General features: G+C 49.3%; 23 protein-coding genes. 9 read left to right on the top strand and 14 right to left on the bottom strand.

What is annotated here, in order from left to right:
- Positions 1-454: 454 nt before the first annotated feature.
- Positions 455-2,623, bottom strand: coding sequence for a sensor domain-containing phosphodiesterase (locus DZE2538_RS08755; RefSeq protein ID WP_023639589.1), 2,169 nt, complete (start codon positions 2,621-2,623; stop codon positions 455-457).
- A gap of 848 nt (positions 2,624-3,471) precedes the next feature.
- Entirely contained in the window at positions 3,472-4,725 is a 1,254-nt protein-coding gene (icd, locus tag DZE2538_RS08750) for an NADP-dependent isocitrate dehydrogenase (protein ID WP_038916128.1), read from the bottom strand.
- Between the two features lie 131 nt (positions 4,726-4,856).
- Here icd and rluE point away from each other — a divergent pair, with 131 nt between their 5' ends.
- From rluE to DZE2538_RS08710, 8 genes are all read left to right on the top strand, one after another.
- Positions 4,857-5,483 (top strand): 23S rRNA pseudouridine(2457) synthase RluE, encoded by a 627-nt coding sequence (gene rluE / locus DZE2538_RS08745; RefSeq protein ID WP_038917150.1) that lies wholly within the window; start codon positions 4,857-4,859, stop codon positions 5,481-5,483.
- Positions 5,476-5,934: an NUDIX hydrolase gene (locus DZE2538_RS08740; protein WP_019845546.1), complete on the top strand. Its 459-nt coding sequence runs from the start codon at positions 5,476-5,478 to the stop codon at positions 5,932-5,934. Before rluE ends, DZE2538_RS08740 begins: the two co-directional genes overlap by 8 nt.
- Before the next feature lie 190 nt (positions 5,935-6,124).
- Positions 6,125-7,237: a tRNA 2-thiouridine(34) synthase MnmA gene (mnmA, locus tag DZE2538_RS08735; protein ID WP_038916126.1), complete on the top strand. Its 1,113-nt coding sequence runs from the start codon at positions 6,125-6,127 to the stop codon at positions 7,235-7,237.
- Between the two features lie 451 nt (positions 7,238-7,688).
- A complete protein-coding gene (hflD, locus tag DZE2538_RS08730; protein ID WP_038917149.1) occupies positions 7,689-8,321 on the top strand; it encodes a high frequency lysogenization protein HflD in 633 nt (210 codons plus the stop codon).
- Between the two features lie 207 nt (positions 8,322-8,528).
- Positions 8,529-9,896, top strand: coding sequence for an adenylosuccinate lyase (gene purB, locus DZE2538_RS08725; RefSeq protein ID WP_016941474.1), 1,368 nt, complete (start codon positions 8,529-8,531; stop codon positions 9,894-9,896).
- 254 nt (positions 9,897-10,150) lie between these two features.
- Positions 10,151-10,819, top strand: a complete 669-nt coding sequence (gene phoP, locus DZE2538_RS08720; protein ID WP_012884607.1) for a two-component system response regulator PhoP — start codon at positions 10,151-10,153, stop codon at positions 10,817-10,819.
- Between the two features lie 17 nt (positions 10,820-10,836).
- A complete protein-coding gene (phoQ, locus tag DZE2538_RS08715) occupies positions 10,837-12,288 on the top strand; it encodes a two-component system sensor histidine kinase PhoQ (protein ID WP_019845543.1) in 1,452 nt (483 codons plus the stop codon).
- Positions 12,289-12,526: 238 nt separating this feature from the next.
- Complete coding sequence (locus DZE2538_RS08710) at positions 12,527-13,648, top strand: ribosomal protein uL16 3-hydroxylase (protein ID WP_019845542.1); 1,122 nt, start codon at positions 12,527-12,529, stop codon at positions 13,646-13,648.
- A gap of 88 nt (positions 13,649-13,736) precedes the next feature.
- Here the strand turns inward: DZE2538_RS08710 and pepT are convergent, their stop codons facing one another.
- The 12 genes from pepT to DZE2538_RS08655 all read right to left on the bottom strand — a co-directional run bounded on the left by pepT (position 13,737) and on the right by DZE2538_RS08655 (position 22,621).
- Positions 13,737-15,005 carry a peptidase T gene (pepT, locus tag DZE2538_RS08705; RefSeq protein WP_038917148.1) on the bottom strand — a complete coding sequence of 423 codons (1,269 nt, stop codon included), beginning with the start codon at positions 15,003-15,005 and terminating at the stop codon, positions 13,737-13,739.
- A gap of 271 nt (positions 15,006-15,276) precedes the next feature.
- Complete coding sequence (locus tag DZE2538_RS08700) at positions 15,277-15,498, bottom strand: FeoC-like transcriptional regulator (protein WP_016941523.1); 222 nt, start codon at positions 15,496-15,498, stop codon at positions 15,277-15,279.
- Between the two features lie 37 nt (positions 15,499-15,535).
- Positions 15,536-17,860, bottom strand: a complete 2,325-nt coding sequence (feoB, locus tag DZE2538_RS08695; RefSeq protein WP_038916124.1) for a Fe(2+) transporter permease subunit FeoB — start codon at positions 17,858-17,860, stop codon at positions 15,536-15,538.
- Positions 17,861-17,882: 22 nt separating this feature from the next.
- Entirely contained in the window at positions 17,883-18,110 is a 228-nt protein-coding gene (locus DZE2538_RS08690) for a FeoA family protein (RefSeq protein WP_012884601.1), read from the bottom strand.
- Between the two features lie 113 nt (positions 18,111-18,223).
- The gene (locus DZE2538_RS08685) at positions 18,224-18,463 is read right to left on the bottom strand and encodes a FeoA family protein (protein WP_016941525.1); all 240 of its coding nucleotides are present in this window, start codon (positions 18,461-18,463) and stop codon (positions 18,224-18,226) included.
- Positions 18,464-18,756: 293 nt separating this feature from the next.
- Complete coding sequence (locus DZE2538_RS08680; RefSeq protein WP_050568671.1) at positions 18,757-19,062, bottom strand: hypothetical protein; 306 nt, start codon at positions 19,060-19,062, stop codon at positions 18,757-18,759.
- Positions 19,063-19,166: 104 nt separating this feature from the next.
- Positions 19,167-19,631: a hypothetical protein gene (locus tag DZE2538_RS08675; protein ID WP_050568670.1), complete on the bottom strand. Its 465-nt coding sequence runs from the start codon at positions 19,629-19,631 to the stop codon at positions 19,167-19,169.
- A 147-nt stretch (positions 19,632-19,778) separates the two neighbouring features.
- A complete protein-coding gene (locus DZE2538_RS08670) occupies positions 19,779-20,120 on the bottom strand; it encodes a contact-dependent growth inhibition system immunity protein (protein WP_050568669.1) in 342 nt (113 codons plus the stop codon).
- A gap of 226 nt (positions 20,121-20,346) precedes the next feature.
- Complete coding sequence (locus DZE2538_RS20330) at positions 20,347-20,757, bottom strand: Imm63 family immunity protein (RefSeq protein ID WP_071603574.1); 411 nt, start codon at positions 20,755-20,757, stop codon at positions 20,347-20,349.
- Between the two features lie 162 nt (positions 20,758-20,919).
- The gene (locus DZE2538_RS08665) at positions 20,920-21,165 is read right to left on the bottom strand and encodes a hypothetical protein (RefSeq protein WP_038917145.1); all 246 of its coding nucleotides are present in this window, start codon (positions 21,163-21,165) and stop codon (positions 20,920-20,922) included.
- 348 nt (positions 21,166-21,513) lie between these two features.
- Positions 21,514-21,972 (bottom strand): hypothetical protein, encoded by a 459-nt coding sequence (locus tag DZE2538_RS08660; RefSeq protein ID WP_038916122.1) that lies wholly within the window; start codon positions 21,970-21,972, stop codon positions 21,514-21,516.
- A 283-nt stretch (positions 21,973-22,255) separates the two neighbouring features.
- Positions 22,256-22,621, bottom strand: coding sequence for a DUF596 domain-containing protein (locus DZE2538_RS08655; RefSeq protein ID WP_038916121.1), 366 nt, complete (start codon positions 22,619-22,621; stop codon positions 22,256-22,258).
- Positions 22,622-22,837: 216 nt separating this feature from the next.
- Between DZE2538_RS08655 and DZE2538_RS21360 the strand changes: the two genes are divergently transcribed.
- Positions 22,838-23,008, top strand: a 171-nt coding sequence (locus DZE2538_RS21360) for a SymE family type I addiction module toxin (RefSeq protein ID WP_152486159.1), incomplete at its 3' end; no start/stop codon positions are given.

Here is a 23,008-nt window from a genome sequence, read left to right as displayed (position 1 = left end):
CGTATGGGCTGCGCTATCATTTTCAAGCATCCATAACCTTTATGTTACCAAATTAACATAACTTTACACTTTTGTTTATGCGTAATTCGGGTAAAACTAGGGGATCAGATGCTCAGAGCACGGGTTATCTCTGAACGCTATATTGAAAGGACAACTAGCAGGACGTACAGTTTGTGTGCAATCCGGAATCAGGTGTGTATCTAACTGACCCACAAACGGGGTGTAAGTAAATATAACGAATGTAATAATGGAGGCGTGTTCACTGTATCAAGGCTAACCACCGCACCATCCTATCGCTCTAGCCCAACCATCGATGCTAAAACGGCATGATTAATGGCAGCAATACAGAAACTGTCTGCCGTTTTCACACTGCTCCGCACTGATGACAAAAAATGCCCCGGCTTTATCCGCCATTCGCTGACGGACCGACGCGGCTACATCGACTGGGGAAGCATCAACCCAGAGGCGTATCCTCCAGGTCGAGCAATTTCTCGAACTCTGCTGCTGGCATCGGCCGACCAAACAGATACCCTTGAGCCTGCTCACACCCTTTATTAAGCAATCTTTCACACTGGTCCTGGGTTTCCACGCCTTCGGCAATCACATCCAGACCAAAACTTTTACCTAGATACAGAATAGCGCGGACAATCGCCGCGTCGGGTGCTGACTCGCACATGGCGCGCACGAAGGTCTGATCGATTTTAAGCCGGGTAACCGGGTAATGTTTCAACATACTGAGTGACGCATAACCCGTCCCATAGTCGTCAAACGCGATACCAATACCGCTGTTACGCAGCTCATTGAGCGGCTTCATCATATTTTCGTCATGTCGCAATATGATGTTCTCTGTAATTTCCAGCTCCAGCGAACTGGGTTTCAAGCCGGTTTGCGCCAGCACATCTCTGATTTTTTGCGCCAGCATGCCTGAGCGGAACTGCGCTGCAAACAAATTGATGCTGATCCGGAAATTTTTTGCCCCGGCCTTACACCAGTCGGAGGCCTGTTGACAGGCTGAACGCACAACCCAATCGCCAATACGCTCTGCCCAGGGGCCGCGCTCCAGTGCTGACATAAACGCCGCCGGGCCCAGCAATCCTTTATAGGGATGACGCCAGCGTAGCAACGCCTCAGCCCCTACAATCTGGTTATTGACCAGATTGACCTGAGGTTGATAGAACACCTCAAACTCTTCCTGCTCATACGCCCGGATGAACTCCAGTTGAAAGGCATGACGTGCCTGAAAGACTTCCCTCAACTCCCGGGTAAAGAAGCGATAGCAGTTTCGCCCGTCAGCCTTCGCCTGATACAGCGCCAGATCGGCGCTGGTTAGCAAGTCCTGCACAGTAGTTCCATGCGCCGGGTACATGACTAGCCCAATACTGGCGCTCGTGTTGATTTGTTTGTCATCAACGGGAACGGCTTGCGAAATATCATGAATGATTTTTTCCGCCAGTCTCGCAACCAGCTCTTCATCGCTCTGATTTGGCAACAATATTGCGAACTCGTCCCCCCCCATGCGGGCAACCAGATCGCCGGAATGAGCGTTGTCCTGCAGTCTTCTGGCCACACTGGCCAAAATTTCGTCACCGCTGGCATGACCGAGGCTGTCATTGATATCTTTAAAGCCATCCAGATCAATAATCATGATGGCGGCAGGTTCACCGTTTTTTAGCACCTGATCCAGCGTGGACGTCAGCAAGGTTCGATTTGCCAGACCGGTAAGCGGATCACGGTGCGCCTGCAAAAAGAGCCGCTCCTCGTAACGCTGCCTTTCCGTCATATCGCGCAGAATGATGCCATAACGCGTCTGGTTACCATCCCGCCACATGGACACCGTCAGCTCGGTGGATATCAACGAGCCAGACAGCGCGCGGGTTTCCAGCTCAATTGAACTGCCTTTAAAAATTGCGGTTTTGTCCGTCGCCAGATGGTGCAACTGCACAACAAACATATCCGGAACGATGATGCTGATGTGCTCGCCGATAATCTGATCGCGGTTGTATTCCAGCATTTTTTCCGCAGATTCATTCCAGAAGGTGATAGTCCCTCTGTCGTTGACGCACAGGATGGCGTCCGGAGACGACTCGGCAATGCTCTCAAAGCGTGCCTGACTAGCCCGGCGCGCCAAATCCAACCGCCGCATTTCCAGCTTGTCCATCACCAGCGCAGCAAAATCCTGCAAGTTATGCGCATCACGGGCGCTAAGAGAAGAACGGGGTTTATTGTCGATGATGCACAGCACGCCGATAGGAAAACCGCCAGGTGTTCGCAGTGGAATACCGGCATAAAAACGGATGTGCGGTTCGCCAGTGACCAGCGGGTTATCTTTGAAGCGGGGGTCTTTACGCGTATCGGGGATCACCATGATCCGTTTTTTGAGAATCGCATGAGCACAGAAGGACTCGTCTCTGGAGGTCTCGCATATCGGCATACCAATGCTGGCAGCGAACAGCTGTCGCTCTTCCTCTACCAGCGAAATCAACACGATAGGTACGTTAAAAACGTTAGCCGCCAAATTGATAAGATTATCAAAACCAGGATCAGACAGCGGCTTGCTAATGCCGTACTCTCTTAATGCCGCAAGTCGGCTTGTCTCATCTTTATTTGCTGGGGCTCGACTCATGGGGGTTCCCCTCACATTATCCATTGTTTTTTCTGTCAGAAAAAATTGTAGCCTGTTGCCGCGACGGCACTTACCGTAACTTTTCACGCAAAAAAAATCATCGACGAATAAAATCCATCGATATCTTTCGATTAAATTTAAAACGATAACTGGCTACTATCCCTCTTTGCTCTGTCTCTTCCCCACACCAGGGAGCACATCGTTCATGCAAATTATCGGGCAGCGCCAACAGAATAGCAAAATGCAGACGAGGAGGAAGACCCTGTTTTCAACATTTTCTGAGATTCTCTGTTTTTAATAAAAATAGCGATAAACGCAAGTGGTTAATTATCCTAATAGATCGTTATTCCCAATCATCAATCAGAACTTGATAACTTATCGCTATAAAATGTTATTGTCGGTAACTTTTCATAGCCAACCAATCACCGGATATTTTCTCTCCGAACGGTTAAATACTGGAAAAGACTTTTTCTTTAAGGGAATCGGCGTACAAAATCAAAATAACAATTAGCCTACTGATGATATATCAACCTCAGTTTCTATTCTGATTCGATGCCAAAATGAGCAACGAAACAAAGCACTATTCACCCTCTGGCGTTATAACAATCAAAACTCGGCGATAAATGTGGATAAAAAGCATCAAAAACGAGAAGAGAACGTAAAGTGATGGTTCAAAATTGATAGCACAAAAAAGCAAAGGAGGAAAAAACGCGAGGGAACAACCATAAAATTAGTAAGTATATAGAGAGGATACATCAGATTTGCCGCACGAATCGTACGTAGCCAGAGATAAAAAAACCTCACGGAAGCCAGGCCGCCGTGAGGTTTGACTTGATGTCGCCATCAGATTACATGTTGCTGATGATATCCTGAGCGAACTCGCTACATTTACGCAGCGTAGCGCCTTCCATCAGACGTTCGAAGTCATAGGTGACCGTCTTGTTCCTGATAGCGCCTTCCATCCCTTTCACGATCAGGTCAGCCGCTTCAAACCACTGCAGGTGGCGCAGCATCATTTCAGCAGACAGAATCACGGAACCAGGGTTCACTTTATCCTGACCGGCATACTTCGGCGCCGTACCGTGGGTGGCTTCAAACAGTGCACATTCGTCACCAATGTTAGCCCCTGGAGCGATACCGATCCCGCCAACCTGAGCTGCCAGCGCATCAGAAATGTAGTCACCGTTAAGGTTCATACAGGCGATAACGTCGTATTCTGCCGGACGCAACAGGATCTGCTGCAGGAAGGCATCAGCAATCACATCTTTAACAATGATGTCTTTGCCGGTTTTCGGGTTCTTGATTTTCACCCACGGCCCACCGTCGATCAATTCGCCGCCGAATTCTTCGCGAGCCAGTTGGTAACCCCAGTCTTTGAACGCGCCTTCGGTGAACTTCATGATGTTGCCTTTGTGCACCAGCGTGACAGAATCGCGATCATTGGTGATAGCGTATTCAATGGCAGCACGAACCAGACGCTTGGTCCCGGCTTCGGAACACGGTTTTATACCGATACCACACTGCTGCGGGAAACGGATTTTCTTCACACCCATTTCGTCTTGCAGGAACTTGATGACTTTGTCCGCTTCCAGTGTACCGGCTTTCCACTCGATGCCGGCATAAATGTCTTCAGCGTTTTCACGGAAGATGACCATGTCAGTCAGTTCGGGTTGTTTCACCGGGCTCGGCGTACCTTCATAATAACGAACCGGACGCAGACAGACATACAGATCCAGTTGCTGACGCAGTGCCACGTTTAAAGAACGGATACCGCCACCTACCGGCGTAGTCAGCGGCCCTTTGATAGCAACGCGATATTCGCGGATCAGATCCAGCGTTTCATCTGGCAACCAAACATCTTGACCATACACCTGGGTGGATTTCTCACCGGTGTAAATTTCCATCCAGGAAATTTTGCGCTTACCCTGATAGGCTTTGTTTACCGCGGCATCGACAACGTTAATCATGGCTGGCGTAACATCAACACCGATACCGTCACCTTCGATGAACGGAATGATCGGATTAGCAGGCACGACCAGTTTACCCTGGGCGTCAACCGTGATTTTCTGCCCTTCTGCCGGTACAACTACTTTACTTTCCATTAACCTCTCCTTCGAGCGCCATTTTGTTAATGACTTGTAAGATGCGTGTCAATACTACTTGAATATTTAGCCTGAGCCAATCACAAACCATTTCGAGTATAATGTTTTTGTCATTCACAGCCAGTAATAAGATGAATAAATTCCCTGTTAGAAATCACCAACTTAAACGATTCAGCTCTCGACCAAAAAAAAATGAGCCTGCGGTCGTTACCCAAAGGCGCATCGTCTTGCTTAATAAACCGTTCGATGTGCTTTCTCAGTTTACCGACGAGGGCGGCCGCGCCACGCTAAAAGACTACGTTCCCTTTCGCGATATCTACGCCGCCGGGCGATTAGACCGCGACAGCGAAGGCCTGCTCATCCTGACTAATGACGGCAAATTGCAAGCACGCCTGACCCAACCCGGCAAGCAAGCACCCAAAATTTACTATGCCCAGGTCGAAGGGATTCCCGATGAAGACGCGTTGCGTGCTTTTCGCACCGGTTTGGTGTTAAACGATGGCCCGACACTACCCGCTGGCGCTGAACGTGTGGACGAACCTGTCTGGCTATGGCCACGCCAGCCGCCTATCCGCGAACGCAAAAACATTCCGGTGAGCTGGCTAAAAATCACACTCTACGAAGGGCGTAACCGCCAGGTAAGACGAATGACGGCGCATATCGGCTATCCGACGCTACGTTTGATTCGCTACAGTATGGCTAACCTCACTCTTGATGGATTACTCCCCGGAGACTGGAAGGAGATTGATCATGTTTAAACCGCACGTAACTGTGGCTTGTGTCGTACAGGCAGAAGGCCATTTTTTGGTGGTGGAAGAAGAAATTAACCATCGTCTGCTCTGGAACCAACCAGCAGGCCACCTGGAAGCGGACGAAACGCTGATTCAGGCAGCCCAACGTGAACTGTTCGAAGAAACCGGCATCCGTGCCATGCCACAACATTTTCTACAACTTCACCAGTGGATCGCGCCAGATAGCACCCCTTTCCTGCGTTTTAGCTTTACCATTGATCTACCCGAGCGCCTTCCGACCACGCCGCACGATAGCGATATTCTTTGTTGCCACTGGCTGAAGCCGGAGGAGATTCTTCAGGCATCGTGTTTACGCTCGCCATTGGTGGCCGCCAGCCTGCATTGTTATCAACGCGGTCAGCGTTATCCGTTGGATCTGCTGGAAGCGTTTAACTGGCCATTTCCCATCCCTGCCTGATATCTTCCGGTTCGCCGTTTAGCCAGCGGCGAACCCATTTCACCTGAAAGCCGGTTTTCAGGTATCGGCGCTATCAGATCAATGACGCGCAAGAAAATGTGTGATCACGATAAATGTGTTAACCTATTGCGCTTGTTTTTCGCTTTAACGCTTTACACCACCTCACTGAGTTTGAGTTCGCGAGATGTCCATGTCAGATAACAGCCAGAAAAAAGTCATTGTCGGTATGTCCGGCGGTGTTGATTCATCGGTATCCGCCTATCTGTTGCAGCAGCAAGGGTATCAGGTGGAAGGCCTGTTCATGAAAAACTGGGAAGAGGATGACGATACGGAGTATTGCTCCGCCGCCACCGACCTGGCCGATGCGCAAGCGGTCTGCGACAAGTTAGGCATAACGCTGCACACCGTGAATTTCGCCGCTGAATACTGGGACAATGTGTTTGAGCATTTTCTGGCGGAATACCGTGCGGGTCGCACGCCTAACCCAGACATCCTGTGCAACAAAGAAATCAAATTCAAAGCCTTCCTGGAGTTTGCAGCCGAAGATTTAGGTGCCGACTACATTGCTACCGGCCATTATGTCCGTCGTCAGGATATCGACGGCAAAAGCCGTCTATTACGTGGTCTGGACGGCAACAAAGACCAGAGCTATTTCCTTTATACCCTGAGTCACCAGCAATTGGCGCAAAGTCTGTTCCCGGTGGGTGAGTTGGAAAAACCCGAAGTGCGGAAAATCGCCGAGCAGTTGGACCTGGCAACCGCCAGGAAAAAAGACTCGACCGGCATCTGTTTTATTGGCGAGCGCAAGTTCCGTGACTTCCTGGCTCGTTACCTGCCAGCCCAACCCGGCCCTATCTTATCTGTAGACGACGGTAAGGTGATGGGTGCACATCAGGGGTTGATGTACCACACGCTGGGTCAACGCAAAGGTCTCGGCATTGGTGGCGTTAAAGAAGGCGGCGATGACCCGTGGTACGTGGTTGATAAAGACGTCGCCAGTAATGTGTTGTACGTCGCGCAAGGGCATGAGCACCCCCGTCTGATGTCCGTTGGCTTGATTGCTCAACAACTCCACTGGGTTGACCGCGAGCCGCTGAGCGCACCGCTACGTTGTACGGTAAAAACCCGCTATCGTCAGGCAGATATCCCTTGTTTGCTGACACCGCTGGATGCAGACCGTATCGAAGTCCGCTTTGACGAACCGGTCGCTGCTGTCACGCCGGGTCAGTCCGCTGTGTTCTATCAGGGTGAAATCTGCCTTGGTGGCGGCATCATCGAAGAACGCCTGCGTATGGTGCCATAACCGGTTCACACCGTATTTGACCAGAGGAGCTTCAACGCTTCTCTGGTTTTCTCCTGACTTTTCCCTTCTGATTTCACGTTTTCTTTCCTGTTCGCTGTCCTTTTTGTTACATCACTGATGCGTTTTGCCACGCATCCCTTCCCTCTCCCTTCTGCACCTGATGACATCAAATAAAACACTGCGTTGGCACCTTTTTCGTTGTCATGACACTAAACTTTGAAGTACAGAACGGTCAGGATGACCGATTTGCAACCCGTGCTGGGTTTTGCCGGGTTGATACTGGGTTCATCCTGATTTTTATGGCATGATCATCGCCTTTTTAGGCTGTGTGAGTGAAATAGCTGGAGATGTACGCCAGTTTTTGACTTTTTTTCTGGGGAAAATTGGCCGTGCAGTCAGTATCGCCATTCCGGACTCACACAGCGGCCAGATGATGTTGACAGGAGTAATTGTGGCTAAAAATTATCATGACATTACGCTGGCAATGGCAGGAATCTGCCAGTCTGCTTATTTGGTGCAGCAACTCGCGCATCAAGGCAGTTGCAATACGGATGCATTCAAAACGTCGCTGAAAAGTATCATGAACATTAACCCATCCAGCACGATGGACGTGTTTGGCAATGCGGAACACCATTTGAAGATTGGGCTGGAAACGCTGCTGGGGATCCTCAACTCGTCACGCGAAGGTCTGGGCGCTGAGTTATCGCGCTATGCGTTTAGCCTGATGGTGCTGGAGCGTCGGTTGAACAAGAATCGAGCCGCACTGGACGAATTAGGCAACCGCATCAATCAGTTGGACAGACAACTGGAACATTACGACCTGCTGTCAGACACATTTATTAACGTACTCGCCGGTATTTACGTGGATGTCATCAGTAAACTGGGCCCGCGTATTCAAGTAACCGGCGCGCAAGATGTGCTCAAAAGCCCGCAAATTCAGGCTAAGGTACGTGCCGTACTGCTGGCAGGGATTCGTGCTGCCGTATTGTGGCAGCAAGTGGGCGGCAGTCGGCTACAGTTGATGTTCTCTCGCAGCAAACTGGTACGCCACGCACAAGAAATGTTGAGCCGCTGCCACCACTAACCCTGACAGAAACACCACGTCATTGATGGTGGCTGCTTATTCCGGTTCAGCCACCGTCATGAGATACTAGCTATCAGACGACGATACTGTTTGTTATGCGCTGTTGTTACGATGCGCGGTTATTTGCCATGAAACGCGATTCGTCATGCGATAGGATGGCGATAATCTCTGTTATTTATTTGAAAACAATCCCAGGAGTTGCTTGCGATGGAATTATCCTCACTGACCGCCGTTTCCCCCATTGATGGACGCTACGGCGATAAAGTCAGCATGTTGCGCACTATTTTCAGCGAATACGGTTTGCTGAAATTCCGTGTGCAGGTTGAAGTACGTTGGCTGCAAAAACTGGCGGCCTGTGCAGAAATCAAGGAAGTTCCTGCATTTGATGCCGACGCAAACGCTTTCCTTGACAAGATTGTCGCTGAATTTAGCGAAGAAGACGCCGCGCGCATTAAAACCATCGAACGTACGACCAACCATGACGTCAAAGCGGTGGAGTATTTCCTAAAGGAAAAAGTAGCAGCGGTTCCGGCACTGCACGCCGTGAATGAGTTCATCCACTTCGCCTGCACGTCTGAAGATATCAACAACCTGTCTCACGCCCTGATGCTGGATGCCGCTCGTCGTGATGTCTTGCTGCCGTTCTGGCGTAATATTATTGATGCCATCAAACAACTGGCGCAGCAGTACCGCGATATCCCGCTGTTGTCCCGTACCCACGGGCAGCCCGCCACACCGTCGACTATCGGTAAAGAATTTGCCAACGTTGCCTACCGTATGGAACGTCAATTCCGCCAACTGCAACAGGTGGAAATTCTGGGCAAAATCAACGGTGCTGTCGGGAACTATAACGCCCATATGGTGGCCTACCCGGCGGTGGACTGGCACCAGTTCAGCGAAAGTTTCGTCACGTCACTGGGGATTCAGTGGAACCCCTACACCACACAGATCGAACCGCATGACTATATCGCTGAAATGTTCGATTGCATCGCCCGTTTCAACACCATTCTGATCGACTTTGACCGCGATGTGTGGGGCTACGTGGCCCTTAACCATTTCAAACAGAAAACCATCGCCGGTGAAATCGGCTCTTCTACCATGCCGCATAAAGTGAACCCGATCGACTTCGAGAACTCCGAGGGCAATCTGGGGCTGGCTAACGCTGTAATGGGCCATCTTGCCAGCAAATTGCCGGTATCACGCTGGCAGCGCGACCTGACCGATTCAACGGTGCTGCGTAATCTCGGCGTGGGCGTAGGTTATGCTGTTATCGCTTATCAGGCCTCCCTGAAAGGCATCAGCAAGCTGGAGGTCAATCGCGACCACCTGCTGGATGAACTGGATCACAACTGGGAAGTACTGGCTGAGCCGATTCAAACGGTAATGCGTCGCTACGGTATCGAAAAACCTTACGAAAAACTCAAAGAGCTGACCCGTGGCAAGCGTGTAGACGCGGAAGGCATGAAGGCGTTTATCGATGGGCTGGCACTGCCAGATGATGAAAAAACGCGTCTTAAGGCATTAACACCGGCTAATTATATCGGTCGTGCTATCAAACTGGTTGACGAGCTTTAACTTCATTTCGGGCGACATCACCGTCGCCCGACCTAATTTCCTACCCCGCCGTTTAGCCCCAGTTGAGCACGATTGTGGATAATGCTGACGTACCTTACATCCACAAGGTATTTTTGTCGTTGGCTATCCTAAATGACGGTAAACGCGCCGGTCAGCACAGCAAGACCTGTACAACGCGTTAACAGTTCTCTAAGTTTGGATAATTCACTAAGTTTGGATCGTTCTCAGCAGGCAATGGACCGAGGAAAACCGTCATGCGTATTCTTGTGATTGAAGATAATGTTCTGTTACGCCATCACCTGAATGTCCAGTTAAATGAAATGGGACACCAGGTTGATGCAGCGGCGGACGCAAAAGAAGCGGATTATTTCCTTCAGGAACACGCGCCAGACATCGCCATTGTCGACTTGGGATTGCCGATAGAAGATGGCACCAGCCTGATCCGCCGCTGGCGTTCGCATCAGGTTAAATTGCCGATATTGGTTCTCACCGCTCGGGAAAGCTGGCAGGAAAAAGTCGCCGTTCTGGAAGCAGGCGCTGATGATTACGTCACCAAGCCGTTTCATATTGAGGAAGTCGTCGCACGCATGCAGGCGCTGATGCGTCGCAATAGCGGCCTGGCGTCTCAAATTATCAGTCTGCCGCCCTTTGAAGTGGACCTGTCACGTCGCGAATTGCTGGTGCATGGTGAACCGGTCAAGCTCACCGCTTTTGAATATACCATCGTTGAAACGCTTATCCGCAATAACGGCAAGGTAGTCAGCAAAGAGTCACTGATGCTGCAACTGTATCCCGACGCGGAGTTGCGTGAAAGTCATACCATCGACGTATTAATGGGGCGACTGCGCAAAAAACTGCAATCGGCCAACTCCCATGATGTTATTACCACTGTTCGCGGGCAGGGTTACCGCTTCGATATCTAATCATTCTGGACGGCAAGTTGAGAAAATCTCATTTTTCGCTGCGTTTTCGCTTTCTGATTTCGACCGCTGCGGTAGTACTGGCACTCACCCTCTCCTACGGCATCGTCGCGGTAGTGGGATACAGCGTGAGTTTTGACAAGACGTCATTTCGCCTGCTGCGTGGCGAGAGCAATCTGTTTTATAGCCTGGCACAGTGGCATGACAATCAGCTTACCATCGCAACACCGCCTGAAATCGATATTAACTACCCTACGCTGGTGTTTATCTACGATAAACACGGCCACTTATTGTGGCGGGAACGCGCTGTTCCGGAGCTGGAGTCCCAGATAAAACCTGAATGGCTGGAAAAAACGGATTACCACGAACTGGACGCCGACTCCAATACCAGTAATGCCGTCTTACAAGGCAGCAGCCCGCAAATGCTGGATAAGTTGCACGCCTATAGCTCGGAAGACAAAACGCCGTTCACCCATTCCATTGCCGTCAACGTTTACCCCGCCTCCGAGCGTTTGCCTAAACTGGTTATCGTGGTGGTAGACCGGGTACCGCAGGAACTGCAACAGGCGGATGTCGTTTGGGAGTGGTTCCGCTACGTGTTTATCGCTCATCTGGTGTTGGTACTGCCGCTACTGTGGCTGGCAGCCCACTGGAGTCTGCGGCCGATTAAGCATCTGGTGCATCAGATAAGCGAACTGGAAAGTGGTTCGCGCGAACATCTGGACGAAAATCCACCACGCGAGTTGAACAGCCTGGTACGCAATCTTAATACCTTATTAAGTAACGAGCGCCAGCGTTATCACAAATATCGAACGACCTTGACCGACCTGACCCACAGTCTGAAAACGCCGCTGGCAGTGTTGCAGACCACGCTACGCTCATTACGCACTGGCAAAGAGCTGACCATCGAACAAGCCGAACCCATCATGCTGACGCAAATCAGCCGCATCTCGCAGCAAATCGGCTATTACCTGCACCGCGCCAGCGTGCGGACAGAGCACCTCACTATCATTCGGGAAGTACACTCCGTGCCGGCACAGCTCGATGCGCTCTGCTCCGCCTTGAATAAGGTGTACCAACGTAAAGGTGTTGTGCTGACCATGGACATTGCCCCCGAGCTGACTTTTATTGGCGAGAAAAACGACTTTATGGAAGTCATGGGCAATATTCTCGACAACGCCTGTAAGTATTGTCTGGAGTTCGTTGAAATCAGCGCCCGCTATTCCGGCCAAAAACTGCATCTGGTTGTTGATGATGACGGTCCCGGCATTCCTGACAGCAAGCGCGAAGTCATTTTCCAGCGCGGGCAACGGGCGGACACATTGCGCCCAGGGCAAGGCATTGGGCTATCCGTTGCCGCAGAAATCATCGAGCAATATCAGGGCGAAATCCTTATCGGTTCCAGCGCGCTCGGCGGTGCCAAAGTCGAAGCGATTTTCGGTCAGCAGCATCTTGGCCAAAATGAGAATTAATGCGATCCGCTGCGAATCACCTACACTGTAGTGAGTGGTACGGTTGTCATTAATCTTGTTATTAACATCAACACTGTTATTAACAGCGCGGCTAGCGACAACCCCCATCGTTATTGCCTGCGGTCGAGCACATCGACCGCGCTTTTCAGCCTGCCATCTCATCTGTGAATAAAGGGCAAACACCATCACGGCGACTTCGTTATAATCGTCGATAGCTCCCTGTTACTGGAAATGCGTTATGGACTACCAACTTAATCTTGACTGGCAGGACTTCCTGACTCACCACTGGCAAAAAAAGCCGGTAATCATCAAAGCCGGTTTTCCTCATTTTCTCGATCCCATTAGCCCGGACGAATTAGCGGGACTGGCGATGGAAAACGAGGTAGACAGCCGTCTGGTCAGCCATCGTGATGGCCGCTGGGACGTCAGCCACGGCCCGTTTGAAAGCTATGACCACCTAGGAGAAAGCAACTGGTCTTTACTGGTACAAGCCGTCGACCACTGGCATGAGCCTTCTGCCGCGCTGATGCGCCCTTTCCGCCATCTGCCTGACTGGCGTATTGACGACCTGATGATTTCATTCTCGGTGCCCGGCGGCGGCGTCGGCCCACACCTTGACCAATACGATGTGTTTATTATTCAGGGCACCGGACGCCGTCGTTGGCGCGTTGGCGACAAGGTGCCGATGAAACAGCATTGCCCACATCCTGACTTGCTGCAGGTTGCACCGTTCGACGCCATTATTGATGAAGAAATGGCACCCGGCGATATTCTCTATATTCCACCGGGTTTTCCGCACGAAGGTTATTCACTGGAAAACTCGCTCAACTACTCGGTCGGGTTCCGTGCCCCCAGTTCCCGCGAGCTGGTCAGTGGTTTTGCCGACTATGTGTTGTCCCGCGAACTGGGTGGCCAACGCTACAGTGACCCGGATATTCCTTCTCGCGCCCATCCAGCCGACGTGTTACCGCAGGAGTTGGATAAACTTCAACACATGATGCTGGAACTGGTGCAGCACAAAGACGCTTTTCATCAATGGTTCGGCGAATTTGCGTCCCAGTCACGGCATGAACTGGATTTGGCACCACCGGAGCCGCCTTACCAGCCTGGCGAAGTATACGACCTGTTACAGCAGGGCGAGGCATTGCGCCGTCTTGGCGGATTGCGGGTATTGCGTATTGGCGAAACCTGTTTCGTCAACGGCGAGCGGCTGGAGAACCACCCTCCGCAGGCGATCGCCGCTCTGGCGCAATATGATGTGCTGAACATCGGGCGGTTTGGCGATGCACTGGATGACCCGTCTTTCCTTGCCCAGTTGACCGCTCTGGTTAACAGTGGTTACTGGTATTTTGTTGACTGACTATTGTTGACTGACTATTACTCTGCCGTCTAAAACACAGAAGACGCCAAACGGCGTCTTCTGTGTCAGTAGCGTAATACCTAAACCATCAGGCTTTCACTGACGCGCTCTCAGTGCTGGTTTGCCGGGTCTTGGCCCGTAATGCCGTCAGTTCGGCGATACGCATAATCACCGATACAGCGCTCTCCATCCCTTCCAGCGTCACAAATTCATGCTTACCGTGAGCATTGTAGCCACCCGTAAACAGATTAGGGCACGGCAAACCGCGGAAAGATAACTGCGCGCCATCCGTACCGCCACGAATCGGTTGCATCAGCGGTGTAATCCCGCAATCACGCATAGCCTGCTGCGCCAGCGCGATGATATGGGGATGCTGCTCCACCTGCTCACGCATGTTGTAGTAGCTATCGGTGATCGTGACTTCGATATAACAATCCGGGTGCAAACCTTTGCCCACTTTTTCCGCAATATCCAGCAGTGTTTTCTTACGCCGCTCGAAGCTATCGCGCTCAAAGTCCCGAATGCTGTAGTGCAGTTCGGCACGTTCTACCGTTCCTTTCGCGCTATTGAGGTGATAAAAACCCTGATAGCCTTCGGTCTGCTCTGGCGTCTCATCAGCCGGTACGAGCTGGTGAAAACGCGTCGCCAGCGACAACGCATTGACCATCACGCCTTTTGCCCAGCCCGGATGGACGTTGTTGCCGACAATCTTCACGACAGCCGATGCGGCATTGAAGTTTTCATACTCCAGTTCACCCACACCACCGCCATCAAGCGTATAGGCCCATTCCGCCCGGAATGCATCGACATCAAAGTGCTGAGCACCTTTGCCGACTTCTTCATCCGGCGTGAAAGCAATACGAATCTCACCATGCGGGATTTGGCGTTTTTTCAACCGGACCAGTGCGGTCATGATCTCCGCAATGCCAGCTTTATCATCCGCCCCCAACAGCGTTTTGCCATCAGTCGTAATCAATGTCTGGCCGAGCAGATGATGCAGCACCGGGAACATCACCGGCGACAAGACTTCATCACCCATACCCAGCGCGATATCACCGCCACGGTAATTCTCGACAATCTGTGGATTAACATGTTTGCCGCTAAAATCCGGTGAGGTATCCATATGGGCGATAAACCCCACCACCGGCACAGGCCAGGCAACATTAGCGGGTAATGTCGCCATCACACAGCCATGCTTGGTGACCGATACCTGTTCCAGTCCCAGTTCAATTAATTCTTGTTGCAGCGCTTGCGCCAGCTTCAATTGCCCTTCCGTGCTCGGCACCTGCCGAACACCCAGTCGGGATTGGGTATCAAACGCAACATAATTCAAAAAACGATCAAGTAATTTTTCCATCATCACCCCCTCCGATGGATTACAGGTTTCATTATGTAGAGGGTGCCTGTACCACATATTGCGTCAGGTCAGTTTTTATTGGTTTTCCGCCCGGCACCGCCGTTTTACACCGCCCATAACGCCGGGCAGCGCGTCAGCCCCCATGCCAGACACGCCAGAAACACCTACAAGGAGTTAATAAACAGACAACATCTCAAGACAGGCGGCAGACTTACCGCCGCAGGACGGGAGGCCGGGCCGACGGTTGATTGCACCTCGGCCCGGGAAAACATCACAACCACTCGTAATACTGGCCCTGGCGTTTATCACAGCCGCAACAGCCGCCGCACTTAGGTGCGGCATCACCCTGATGGAAGCGAATTTTGCCTTTCTGTACCCACACCTCCAGCATTCCCTCCACCACACCGGGATCGGCCTTAAAAGCCGTGCTGATATCTTGCAGCGACACCTTTTTTCTTTCGCGGACAAAATCCCGCAATTCAAGTAGCGTCATTATGTCTCCCCGGCGGGCAGTTGCCCGCCCGACTGATTTATTTTACTTCACCGACCACTGCCCGCTGGCGTTGCAGACCATTGCGGCGCAGCAACATCACTGTGACACACAGCATTGCCGCCACCCCCACCAGCGCACACAGCGAATACAACGGGTGCTGGCTAAACCGCCCAACCTGATACACCACCACCGCCGTACTGTAGCCGACCTGAATAGTCCAGCCAGCGCAGAATAGCGTCCAGGCTGTGCCCACCTCACGCCAGATGGCGGATACCGCCGCCACGCAAGGGATATACAACAGCACCATCAGCAGGTAACTAAACGCACCCAAACGGCCATCAAACAGTTGGCTGATCACGGTCAGCGAGGTCACCGAGAATTTATTGTCTTTGGCAATCGTGGCGGTATCACTCAAATCACCCACATTGATCCCTAACGGGTTTAATACCGCGTCACCCAGCTTGCCCAGATTTTCAGGGATGGTCGCCAGCGCATCGTGAATACCGCCGGTCAGACTAAAAGGTTTGGCTTCTGCTTTCGCGCCGCCGTCCTGCGAGGCTGCCATTGCGCCGTACAACGAATCCAGCGTACCGACAACCGCTTCTTTGGCGAAGATCCCGGTGAACACACCCACTGCTGCTGGCCAGTTTTCATCGCGAATGCCCAGCGGCTTAAATACCGGCACGATGGCTTGCCCCACCGCCGACAGCACCGACTTCTGGGTATTCTGGTTACCAAAGGAACCGTCGGTCCCCATCGAATTAAGAAAACCCAGCACCGTCACCACCACCACAATCAGCCGCCCGGCACGCAGCAAGAACCCCTTCAGGCGCTCCCAGGTGCGAATCAGTACACTGCGCAAGCTGGGCAAGTGATAAGGGGGAATTTCCATCACGAAGGCAGATGCTTCGCCTTTCAGCGCGGTATTTTTCAGCAAAAAGCCCGTCGCAATCGCCGCCGCGATACCGACCAGATACAACCCGAATACCAGGTTTTGTCCGCCTTCGACAAACAAGGCGGACGCAAACAGCACGTACACTGGCAACCGTGCACCACAGGACATAAACGGGGCCATCATCACCGTCACCACACGGTCACTATGGCGCTCCATGGTGCGCGTCGCCATCACCGCCGGTACGTTACAACCAAACCCGACAATCAGCGGCACGAACGCCTTGCCCGGCAAACCGATGCCGCGCATAAAGCGGTCCATCACAAACGCCGCTCGCGCCATATAGCCGGAATCCTCCAGCCAGGACAGGAACAGGTACAGACAACCGATCACCGGAATAAAGGTGGATACGGTCTGAATACCACCGCCCACGCCATCTGCCAGCAGGGTTTTCAGCCATTCCGGGGTATGCAGCGCCAGCAACAGCTCGCCGAATCCATCCACCATCAGGGTGCCGAACAGCTTGTCGAAGAAATCGGTAAAGGCGCTACCGATATTGATGGTGAAGACAAACATCAGGTACATCACCAGCAGGAAGATCGGAATACCAAAAAAGCGGTGCAACACGACACGGTCAATTTTGTCGGTCAGGGTTGCGGAAGCCTCGCCACGGCGGGTAATCACCTCACGCGCCACCGCACCAACGAACTGGTAACGCGCGTCCGCCAGAAAAATATCCAGCTCATCCTCATACTCGGCGACCAGCCGGGCGACTTCAGCATCGGCAAAGGCCAGCGTATCTGCAGGCACCCGGTCACGCACTGTCATGTCGCCTTCCAGCAACTGAATCGCCAGCCAATACGGGTTACGAATCGCCGCCTGCCCTTGCAGTTGATCTGCAATCGCCTGCGCCGCCTGATTCAGCGGTGCATCATAAGGAATCGACACCGGTGGAATCACCGGTTGTGCCAGCGCGGCCTGACACACCTCATGCAACATCGCGATGCCTTTCTTCTGGCTGGCGGTAATCGGGATGACCGGGCACCCCAGGCGCTGTTGTAAACCGGCGATATCAATATCCAACTTACGTGCGGCGGCGATATCCATCATATTGACGGCCACCACCATCGGCACCTGCATATCCAGCAACTGCGCGGTGAGATACAGATTTCGCTCCAGATTGGAGGCATCAACGATATTCAGTACCAGATTGGCTTCGCCGGACAGGATGTAATCACGTGCGACCCGTTCGTCTTCCGAGCTTTCGGAAGACGGGTTCAGCGAGTAAACCCCCGGCAAATCCACCAACGTCACCTGTTGCTGCTGATAACGGTAACTACCAACTTTCTTTTCCACCGTCACGCCGGGCCAGTTACCGACCGTTTGTTTACCGCCAGTCAGGACGTTAAATAGCGTCGTTTTGCCACAATTGGGGTTACCCACCACGCAAATTACGGGTTGCGTACTCATAAAAAATCCTTACCTGCCCGGATTAACATTTTTCCAGAATCAAAATCTGTGCTTCGCCTTTACGCACGCTGATCGATGCACCACGCAGGCGCAGTTCAATCGGATCACCCAGCGGTGCGACTCGCGACACCGAAAACTCCACTCCCGGCGTCACGCCCAGCGCCAGCAGGCGCTTGCGGTAATCCGCCGATCCTTTCTGAAACCCCAGCACACGCCACTGTGTGCCCACTGCCAATGCTTCCAGTGTCATCGCTGTGTAAACCTCATACCCATTGCTGTCTGAAAAGAACAACGGGTGTCGTAACCCCGCTGTCATCAACCGGTTGCCAGAAACCAAACATGACAAACCGATTGCCATCGTGTTTATTGCTGTGGCGATACCCACACTTGCTTACCCATCTCCCAGTTGATCGCCACCCGGCTATCCCCGGCGGCCAACATTAACGGCTGATTGGCATCACGCTGAATCACGCGCACCTGACCACCGACACGGATGCCAAGCTCAGTCAGCCGCTGCTGGTACTCGCCCGTTGAGCGAATACGCGCCACTACGGCATTCACGTTAAGAGGAAGATCAAGCAGCGTTTGAAGACTCAGAGCCATACAACATTCCTTCACTGACAGTGCGCCGCACCCCGCCTGCGTTACAACACGGCGGCAATGCATCAAGGTAAGTAATAACGATTATCAATCATATTCCTGTCTACGCATCGCCTTTTGATGTGCGTCAAGGGAGGTGAAGATTGGGGGGAGCCTGAAGGGTAAAGCAAGCATAAGCAGGGCAACGAAGGGACGTCAGAAACTATCTATATTCCTGCAGAGATATGGTCCTGATCCCGTTGCGTTGGGGAACATCTCAGCAGACTGACGGTGACTCAGAACATGTCCTGACTGATTTATTTGGTTATATACATCACGCCATTCTCAGGAAGTACAGTATTATCCCATTCATTGCTATGACGGAGTGCATCATCATTCCAATATTTAAGGTTAGCGGGCTCACTAATCGATAACATATAATCATCTAATGCTTTAATCGCCTGCATCTGGTCATCTGTTAGCCGGGCGTCATCCACTTCATCCATAGCAAGCTCCCACTCGACGGCTAATTGATCAGCCACATTTACCAAGTCAGGGAACATGCTTTTTTGTATTTCATATGGTTGAGGAAAGCATTGTGTTATCCATTTAAACCTATTCATATATCTATTCCAAGAGCCTATTAATGAGATTATTCATAGCAGCTGAAATATCCCAGTCGCATAATTCACACTATCCCTAGCCTACAGGCTAAGGGATTCACTATTTATAATGATTGATATTTGATACCCTCTTCACTTTCGAATGATGATAGCAAATAGTCAAAAATATTTATCTCATCACCAATATTTACAACAATCAAACTCAACGCCCCATCAAAGACTAACTTTATTCCTATACAGGCATCATCAATCGAGGAAAACACAGAGTAAACAGCTAACAGAACTCTTCCAATATAATTAGAAAAAAATTTTGAATTTGATATATCGATGATGATTTCTTTACCATACTCACCAAGATCCGCCTCCTGAATAGGATAACCTGTTAGTTCAAGTGTTGAACCATCTTTATCACACCTGAAACTAACCACACCATCAATATTTGAAAAAACAAACTGTAATTGCTGAGGATGTTCAAAATCAGGTTTATCAAAATAATAAACCAACCCTTTCACTTCTAAAAGTTTCTCACCGACAGCCTTTTTGATACATTTTTTATGATTTTCCGACAAGTCAACTCCTTGCTTAAAATTTTATCGACTGCTTTACTGTGTTTGTATTTTATTTCATGATAATATTATTCTATAAGATAAAATTTAGATCAAAAAAACCAGTTACGGAATCATTAGCTTTATTTTTGTGATATCAATTCTCATTTTTTAATTTAACTCTGTTACATCGATACTATCTATGATATTTTTTATTTTAATGAAAGCCTCCTTTGAGCTCGCTAAATCATCGTTGTCCAAAGTTGATAAAGCTGCTACAAGCTCACCATCATAATACTCACCTGCCAACGGGTCTTCTGTCAAAACAGATAATGCTCTTGGTATTAATTGATTAACATAGACTTTCTGCCGGATAGCACGACAGAGATCTTTCAAAGCCAAACTATCAATAGGTACATCAAGGACACTTTCAAACCACATATCAAGTGAAGAATTTTGTTCTGCCTCTTTACTTTTATAAAAATTACCGACCAACTGCCGAAAGGTAGTCATTCCTCTTCTCCATTTAAAAACCATTTCACTATAGTGAAAACCCTGCTAACACGACTTCGCCACAACCAGAATATTTTGCTTCTTGCTCATTACTCTGGAATTGGAATTCAGTATGGTTACTTATCAGTAAATTACATCCTTCATCTACTATTTTTAACTCCAAAAAGAAAGATAAACTGGTGCAACACTCACACTGTATTTTCATATATTTATCAGCCGATTATCGTCATCCTCCATCACTATAAGGGCTTCTAACCAAAATTTCATTTATCTCCCTCTGTGCTCTTGAAGCCCATGATGGTTTTAGCTTACTCATCAGTTGAACTACTCTGGGAAAAACAATACGTCGTCCATCTACATGTTCAACGCGATGTTCAATTTCATATTGAAATGCCATGCCGTAAATAACATCAGACATTATCCAATAAAGAAGTTCTTTCACATCATCAGTCGATTTTATTTCAAATTCAACCCCTCTCTCTTCATAAATATAATTATATTTATTATTATCAAAAGAAATGTGAGGCCGTCCATCCCCCGGTGAAATATCGAAAACATGCAAACTCTCACTAGGAATACATATCTTCAAGCCTAATTCATAGACTTTTTCTCGAATTTCGCTAATCGGATATAACATTCGACATCTCTAATATATCTACCAAACCTAAGCCAAAGTATATTATTGCATATCAGGTAATTCTTGAATAGCACCACTCATTTCACCTAAAGAAGCTCGCCGAGTTGAAACACTCACTCTACCCAGCGCCGTTTATTTTGCTTTAGCGCCATCAAAAAACTGCTAATTATATTTCCATTTTATAATCAAATGATCATTTTTTCCCTTTCTACATAACTCAGCAAATTCCAATGCATCTCTAAAATTATTTAAATATTTATCAAATTCCTCTTTGTTTATTTCAAAGTATTCATCATAGTCAACACCATGATTAGAAAATGGAATGGAAATATAACACCTTCCCGATTCCTCTTCTACGCCAATAGAAAACTGATCCTCTCCGCTTACAAAAAAGTCATTATACTTCATACTATTAACTCTCTCTATTAGATAAAACCGAACTAACAGTATATTTATTTTCTGGTAGTCCTGACCTACCCACATAATGTGAACATAGCCCTTATAGGTTTATTTGGCTGAATATTTTCGGGCCTTACGTTCTTCTCGCTTGACCTTTGCCCATATTCCGACACCTAAAACAAGGCCTCCAATATATCCCGATTCAAAAAAGGATGAAAAAATGCTCCACCAACTGAATGAAAAAAATCATTTTTAAAATAAAAAATTAGTGATGCAAGAAGTACTGATACTATGTCAGCAACTAAAAATAAAGCCATACAGCTTAGATAAGCTAATAAGGCTGCTTTTTAACAGTATTCATGCACCATACCCTACATCTTTAAACACCGACTTAATATGCTTTGTGAGTTCTAAGAGATCTTCATGAGCAGTAGAGCCAAAGCATGGAGAATTTTCAACAATATATTCATTTACTTTACGAGTATCCGTTCCTATTTTTTCTTTAATATCTTCCACATATTTCGGAAAAATACACCTATTGATACCTGAACCATATTCTTTCTTTTGACTAATCATCACCCATTGGACTTCTCTGCTATAAGATTTGATAGCATCTTCTAGCAGAGAAATAATTCCAGGATCCTCTTTTTCATAACGAAAACTGGTATAAGGTGGATACTTGGAGCGATCCATTTTTTCAAAATGGTCATTTATCCATTCATTCTGAATCAGACTCTGATAACGACGCCACTCGAGGGCACCTAAAGATTCGAGAAAATCCAGTAATACGGTTTCGTTCTTACAAATCTGAAACATTATTTATCCCCGCGATTTATCGGAAATTGTAATACCACCTGGATTTATAGATTTAATATTTTTTCCCCAGTTACTTCTACTCACGTAATGTGGACATTGCCATGACCAGGTGATTTTGCCATTACGGCATAATGGCCATGATAAAACATTTTCTGTCCTTCTGTCGGTTAGTGAAACACTTCAGGTACTTCCACTGCTCAGATTTAAGGATATCGATGGTTGAGGCGGAATTAAAGGGCTGACAGGCGAAAACAACGATCCCCGCACGAGGAACACAATACAACTAAGTCCATAATTCTCGCCCATCAGATGTTAACCACACCACTCCAGCAGGAGCCTTAACTAAAAACCACATGCCATAATCGTCTAAATCATCATCCTCATCATCAGATGGATATTGCGGCCAAGCAGTTTGTAACATCCCTAATTGTTCCTCAATCGTACCAGACCAAAATTTACCATTTGCGGCCAGCTTAATTTTATATTCATTTAATAAGCGTGCTAAAATATCAAAAAAAACATTCTTTTTAAATAAATAATCATCTGAGAACTCAGAACAGGCGATGCTAACATGCTGCCATATAGTTCCAATGGACAGACCATAGGTGCTATTTACAACCGATGAATATATCTTATCAAGATTTTCCATTACTTAAATTTAACCGCCACTCGTCTTCCATCATTTATTGATTCTGTGCATTTTATCCTGACTGGCGCTCAGGTAACCGCTGCCGGTCATACTGCCAAAGGTAACGCTACCGCCTGCCGACACGTAATCAGTGTCGGATCATCATGGGGCTGTTCTGCTAGTTTTGCTACAGACAGCCGCTGCGCTGTGTTATCTCGCTAAAATCAAAGATTACGCATTTCCCAAACCGAACGCTATGCACGCGCCCGCTTTCAGGCGGTGTCATTGCAAGGTGCCTGGCTCACCGAATACGGGTTGACCGACAGGATGCCGTTAAAAATACAGGTCATGCCCGGCTGCATGGTCATCACCGCCCAGAACACCCGCGAGCTGTGGTGTAAGTATCCC

The sequence above is a fragment of the Dickeya zeae NCPPB 2538 genome, from assembly GCF_000406165.1.
Taxonomy (GTDB): domain Bacteria; phylum Pseudomonadota; class Gammaproteobacteria; order Enterobacterales; family Enterobacteriaceae; genus Dickeya; species Dickeya zeae.
Note: the sequence above shows the minus strand (reverse complement) of the source record. Positions and strands in the feature narration are given on the sequence as shown.

Excerpts from the sequence above, each read along its gene's own strand:
- DZE2538_RS08740 (WP_019845546.1), top strand. The coding sequence starts at position 5,476 with ATGTTTAAACCGCACGTAACTGTGGCTTGTGTCGTACAGGCAGAAGGC.
- DZE2538_RS08700 (WP_016941523.1), bottom strand. The coding sequence starts at position 15,498 with ATGACGCTACTTGAATTGCGGGATTTTGTCCGCGAAAGAAAAAAGGTG.
- DZE2538_RS08655 (WP_038916121.1), bottom strand. The coding sequence starts at position 22,621 with ATGGAAAATCTTGATAAGATATATTCATCGGTTGTAAATAGCACCTAT.
- DZE2538_RS08690 (WP_012884601.1), bottom strand. The coding sequence starts at position 18,110 with ATGACACTGGAAGCATTGGCAGTGGGCACACAGTGGCGTGTGCTGGGG.
- DZE2538_RS08685 (WP_016941525.1), bottom strand. The coding sequence starts at position 18,463 with ATGGCTCTGAGTCTTCAAACGCTGCTTGATCTTCCTCTTAACGTGAAT.
- DZE2538_RS08670 (WP_050568669.1), bottom strand. The coding sequence starts at position 20,120 with ATGACTACCTTTCGGCAGTTGGTCGGTAATTTTTATAAAAGTAAAGAG.
- DZE2538_RS08755 (WP_023639589.1), bottom strand. The coding sequence starts at position 2,623 with ATGAGTCGAGCCCCAGCAAATAAAGATGAGACAAGCCGACTTGCGGCA.
- icd (WP_038916128.1), bottom strand. The coding sequence starts at position 4,725 with ATGGAAAGTAAAGTAGTTGTACCGGCAGAAGGGCAGAAAATCACGGTT.
- DZE2538_RS08665 (WP_038917145.1), bottom strand. The coding sequence starts at position 21,165 with ATGAAGTATAATGACTTTTTTGTAAGCGGAGAGGATCAGTTTTCTATT.
- feoB (WP_038916124.1), bottom strand. The coding sequence starts at position 17,860 with ATGAGTACGCAACCCGTAATTTGCGTGGTGGGTAACCCCAATTGTGGC.
- mnmA (WP_038916126.1), top strand. The coding sequence starts at position 6,125 with ATGTCAGATAACAGCCAGAAAAAAGTCATTGTCGGTATGTCCGGCGGT.
- rluE (WP_038917150.1), top strand. The coding sequence starts at position 4,857 with ATGAATAAATTCCCTGTTAGAAATCACCAACTTAAACGATTCAGCTCT.
- DZE2538_RS08710 (WP_019845542.1), top strand. The coding sequence starts at position 12,527 with ATGGACTACCAACTTAATCTTGACTGGCAGGACTTCCTGACTCACCAC.
- purB (WP_016941474.1), top strand. The coding sequence starts at position 8,529 with ATGGAATTATCCTCACTGACCGCCGTTTCCCCCATTGATGGACGCTAC.
- DZE2538_RS08660 (WP_038916122.1), bottom strand. The coding sequence starts at position 21,972 with ATGTTTCAGATTTGTAAGAACGAAACCGTATTACTGGATTTTCTCGAA.
- pepT (WP_038917148.1), bottom strand. The coding sequence starts at position 15,005 with ATGGAAAAATTACTTGATCGTTTTTTGAATTATGTTGCGTTTGATACC.
- DZE2538_RS20330 (WP_071603574.1), bottom strand. The coding sequence starts at position 20,757 with ATGTTATATCCGATTAGCGAAATTCGAGAAAAAGTCTATGAATTAGGC.
- phoP (WP_012884607.1), top strand. The coding sequence starts at position 10,151 with ATGCGTATTCTTGTGATTGAAGATAATGTTCTGTTACGCCATCACCTG.
- DZE2538_RS08680 (WP_050568671.1), bottom strand. The coding sequence starts at position 19,062 with ATGAATAGGTTTAAATGGATAACACAATGCTTTCCTCAACCATATGAA.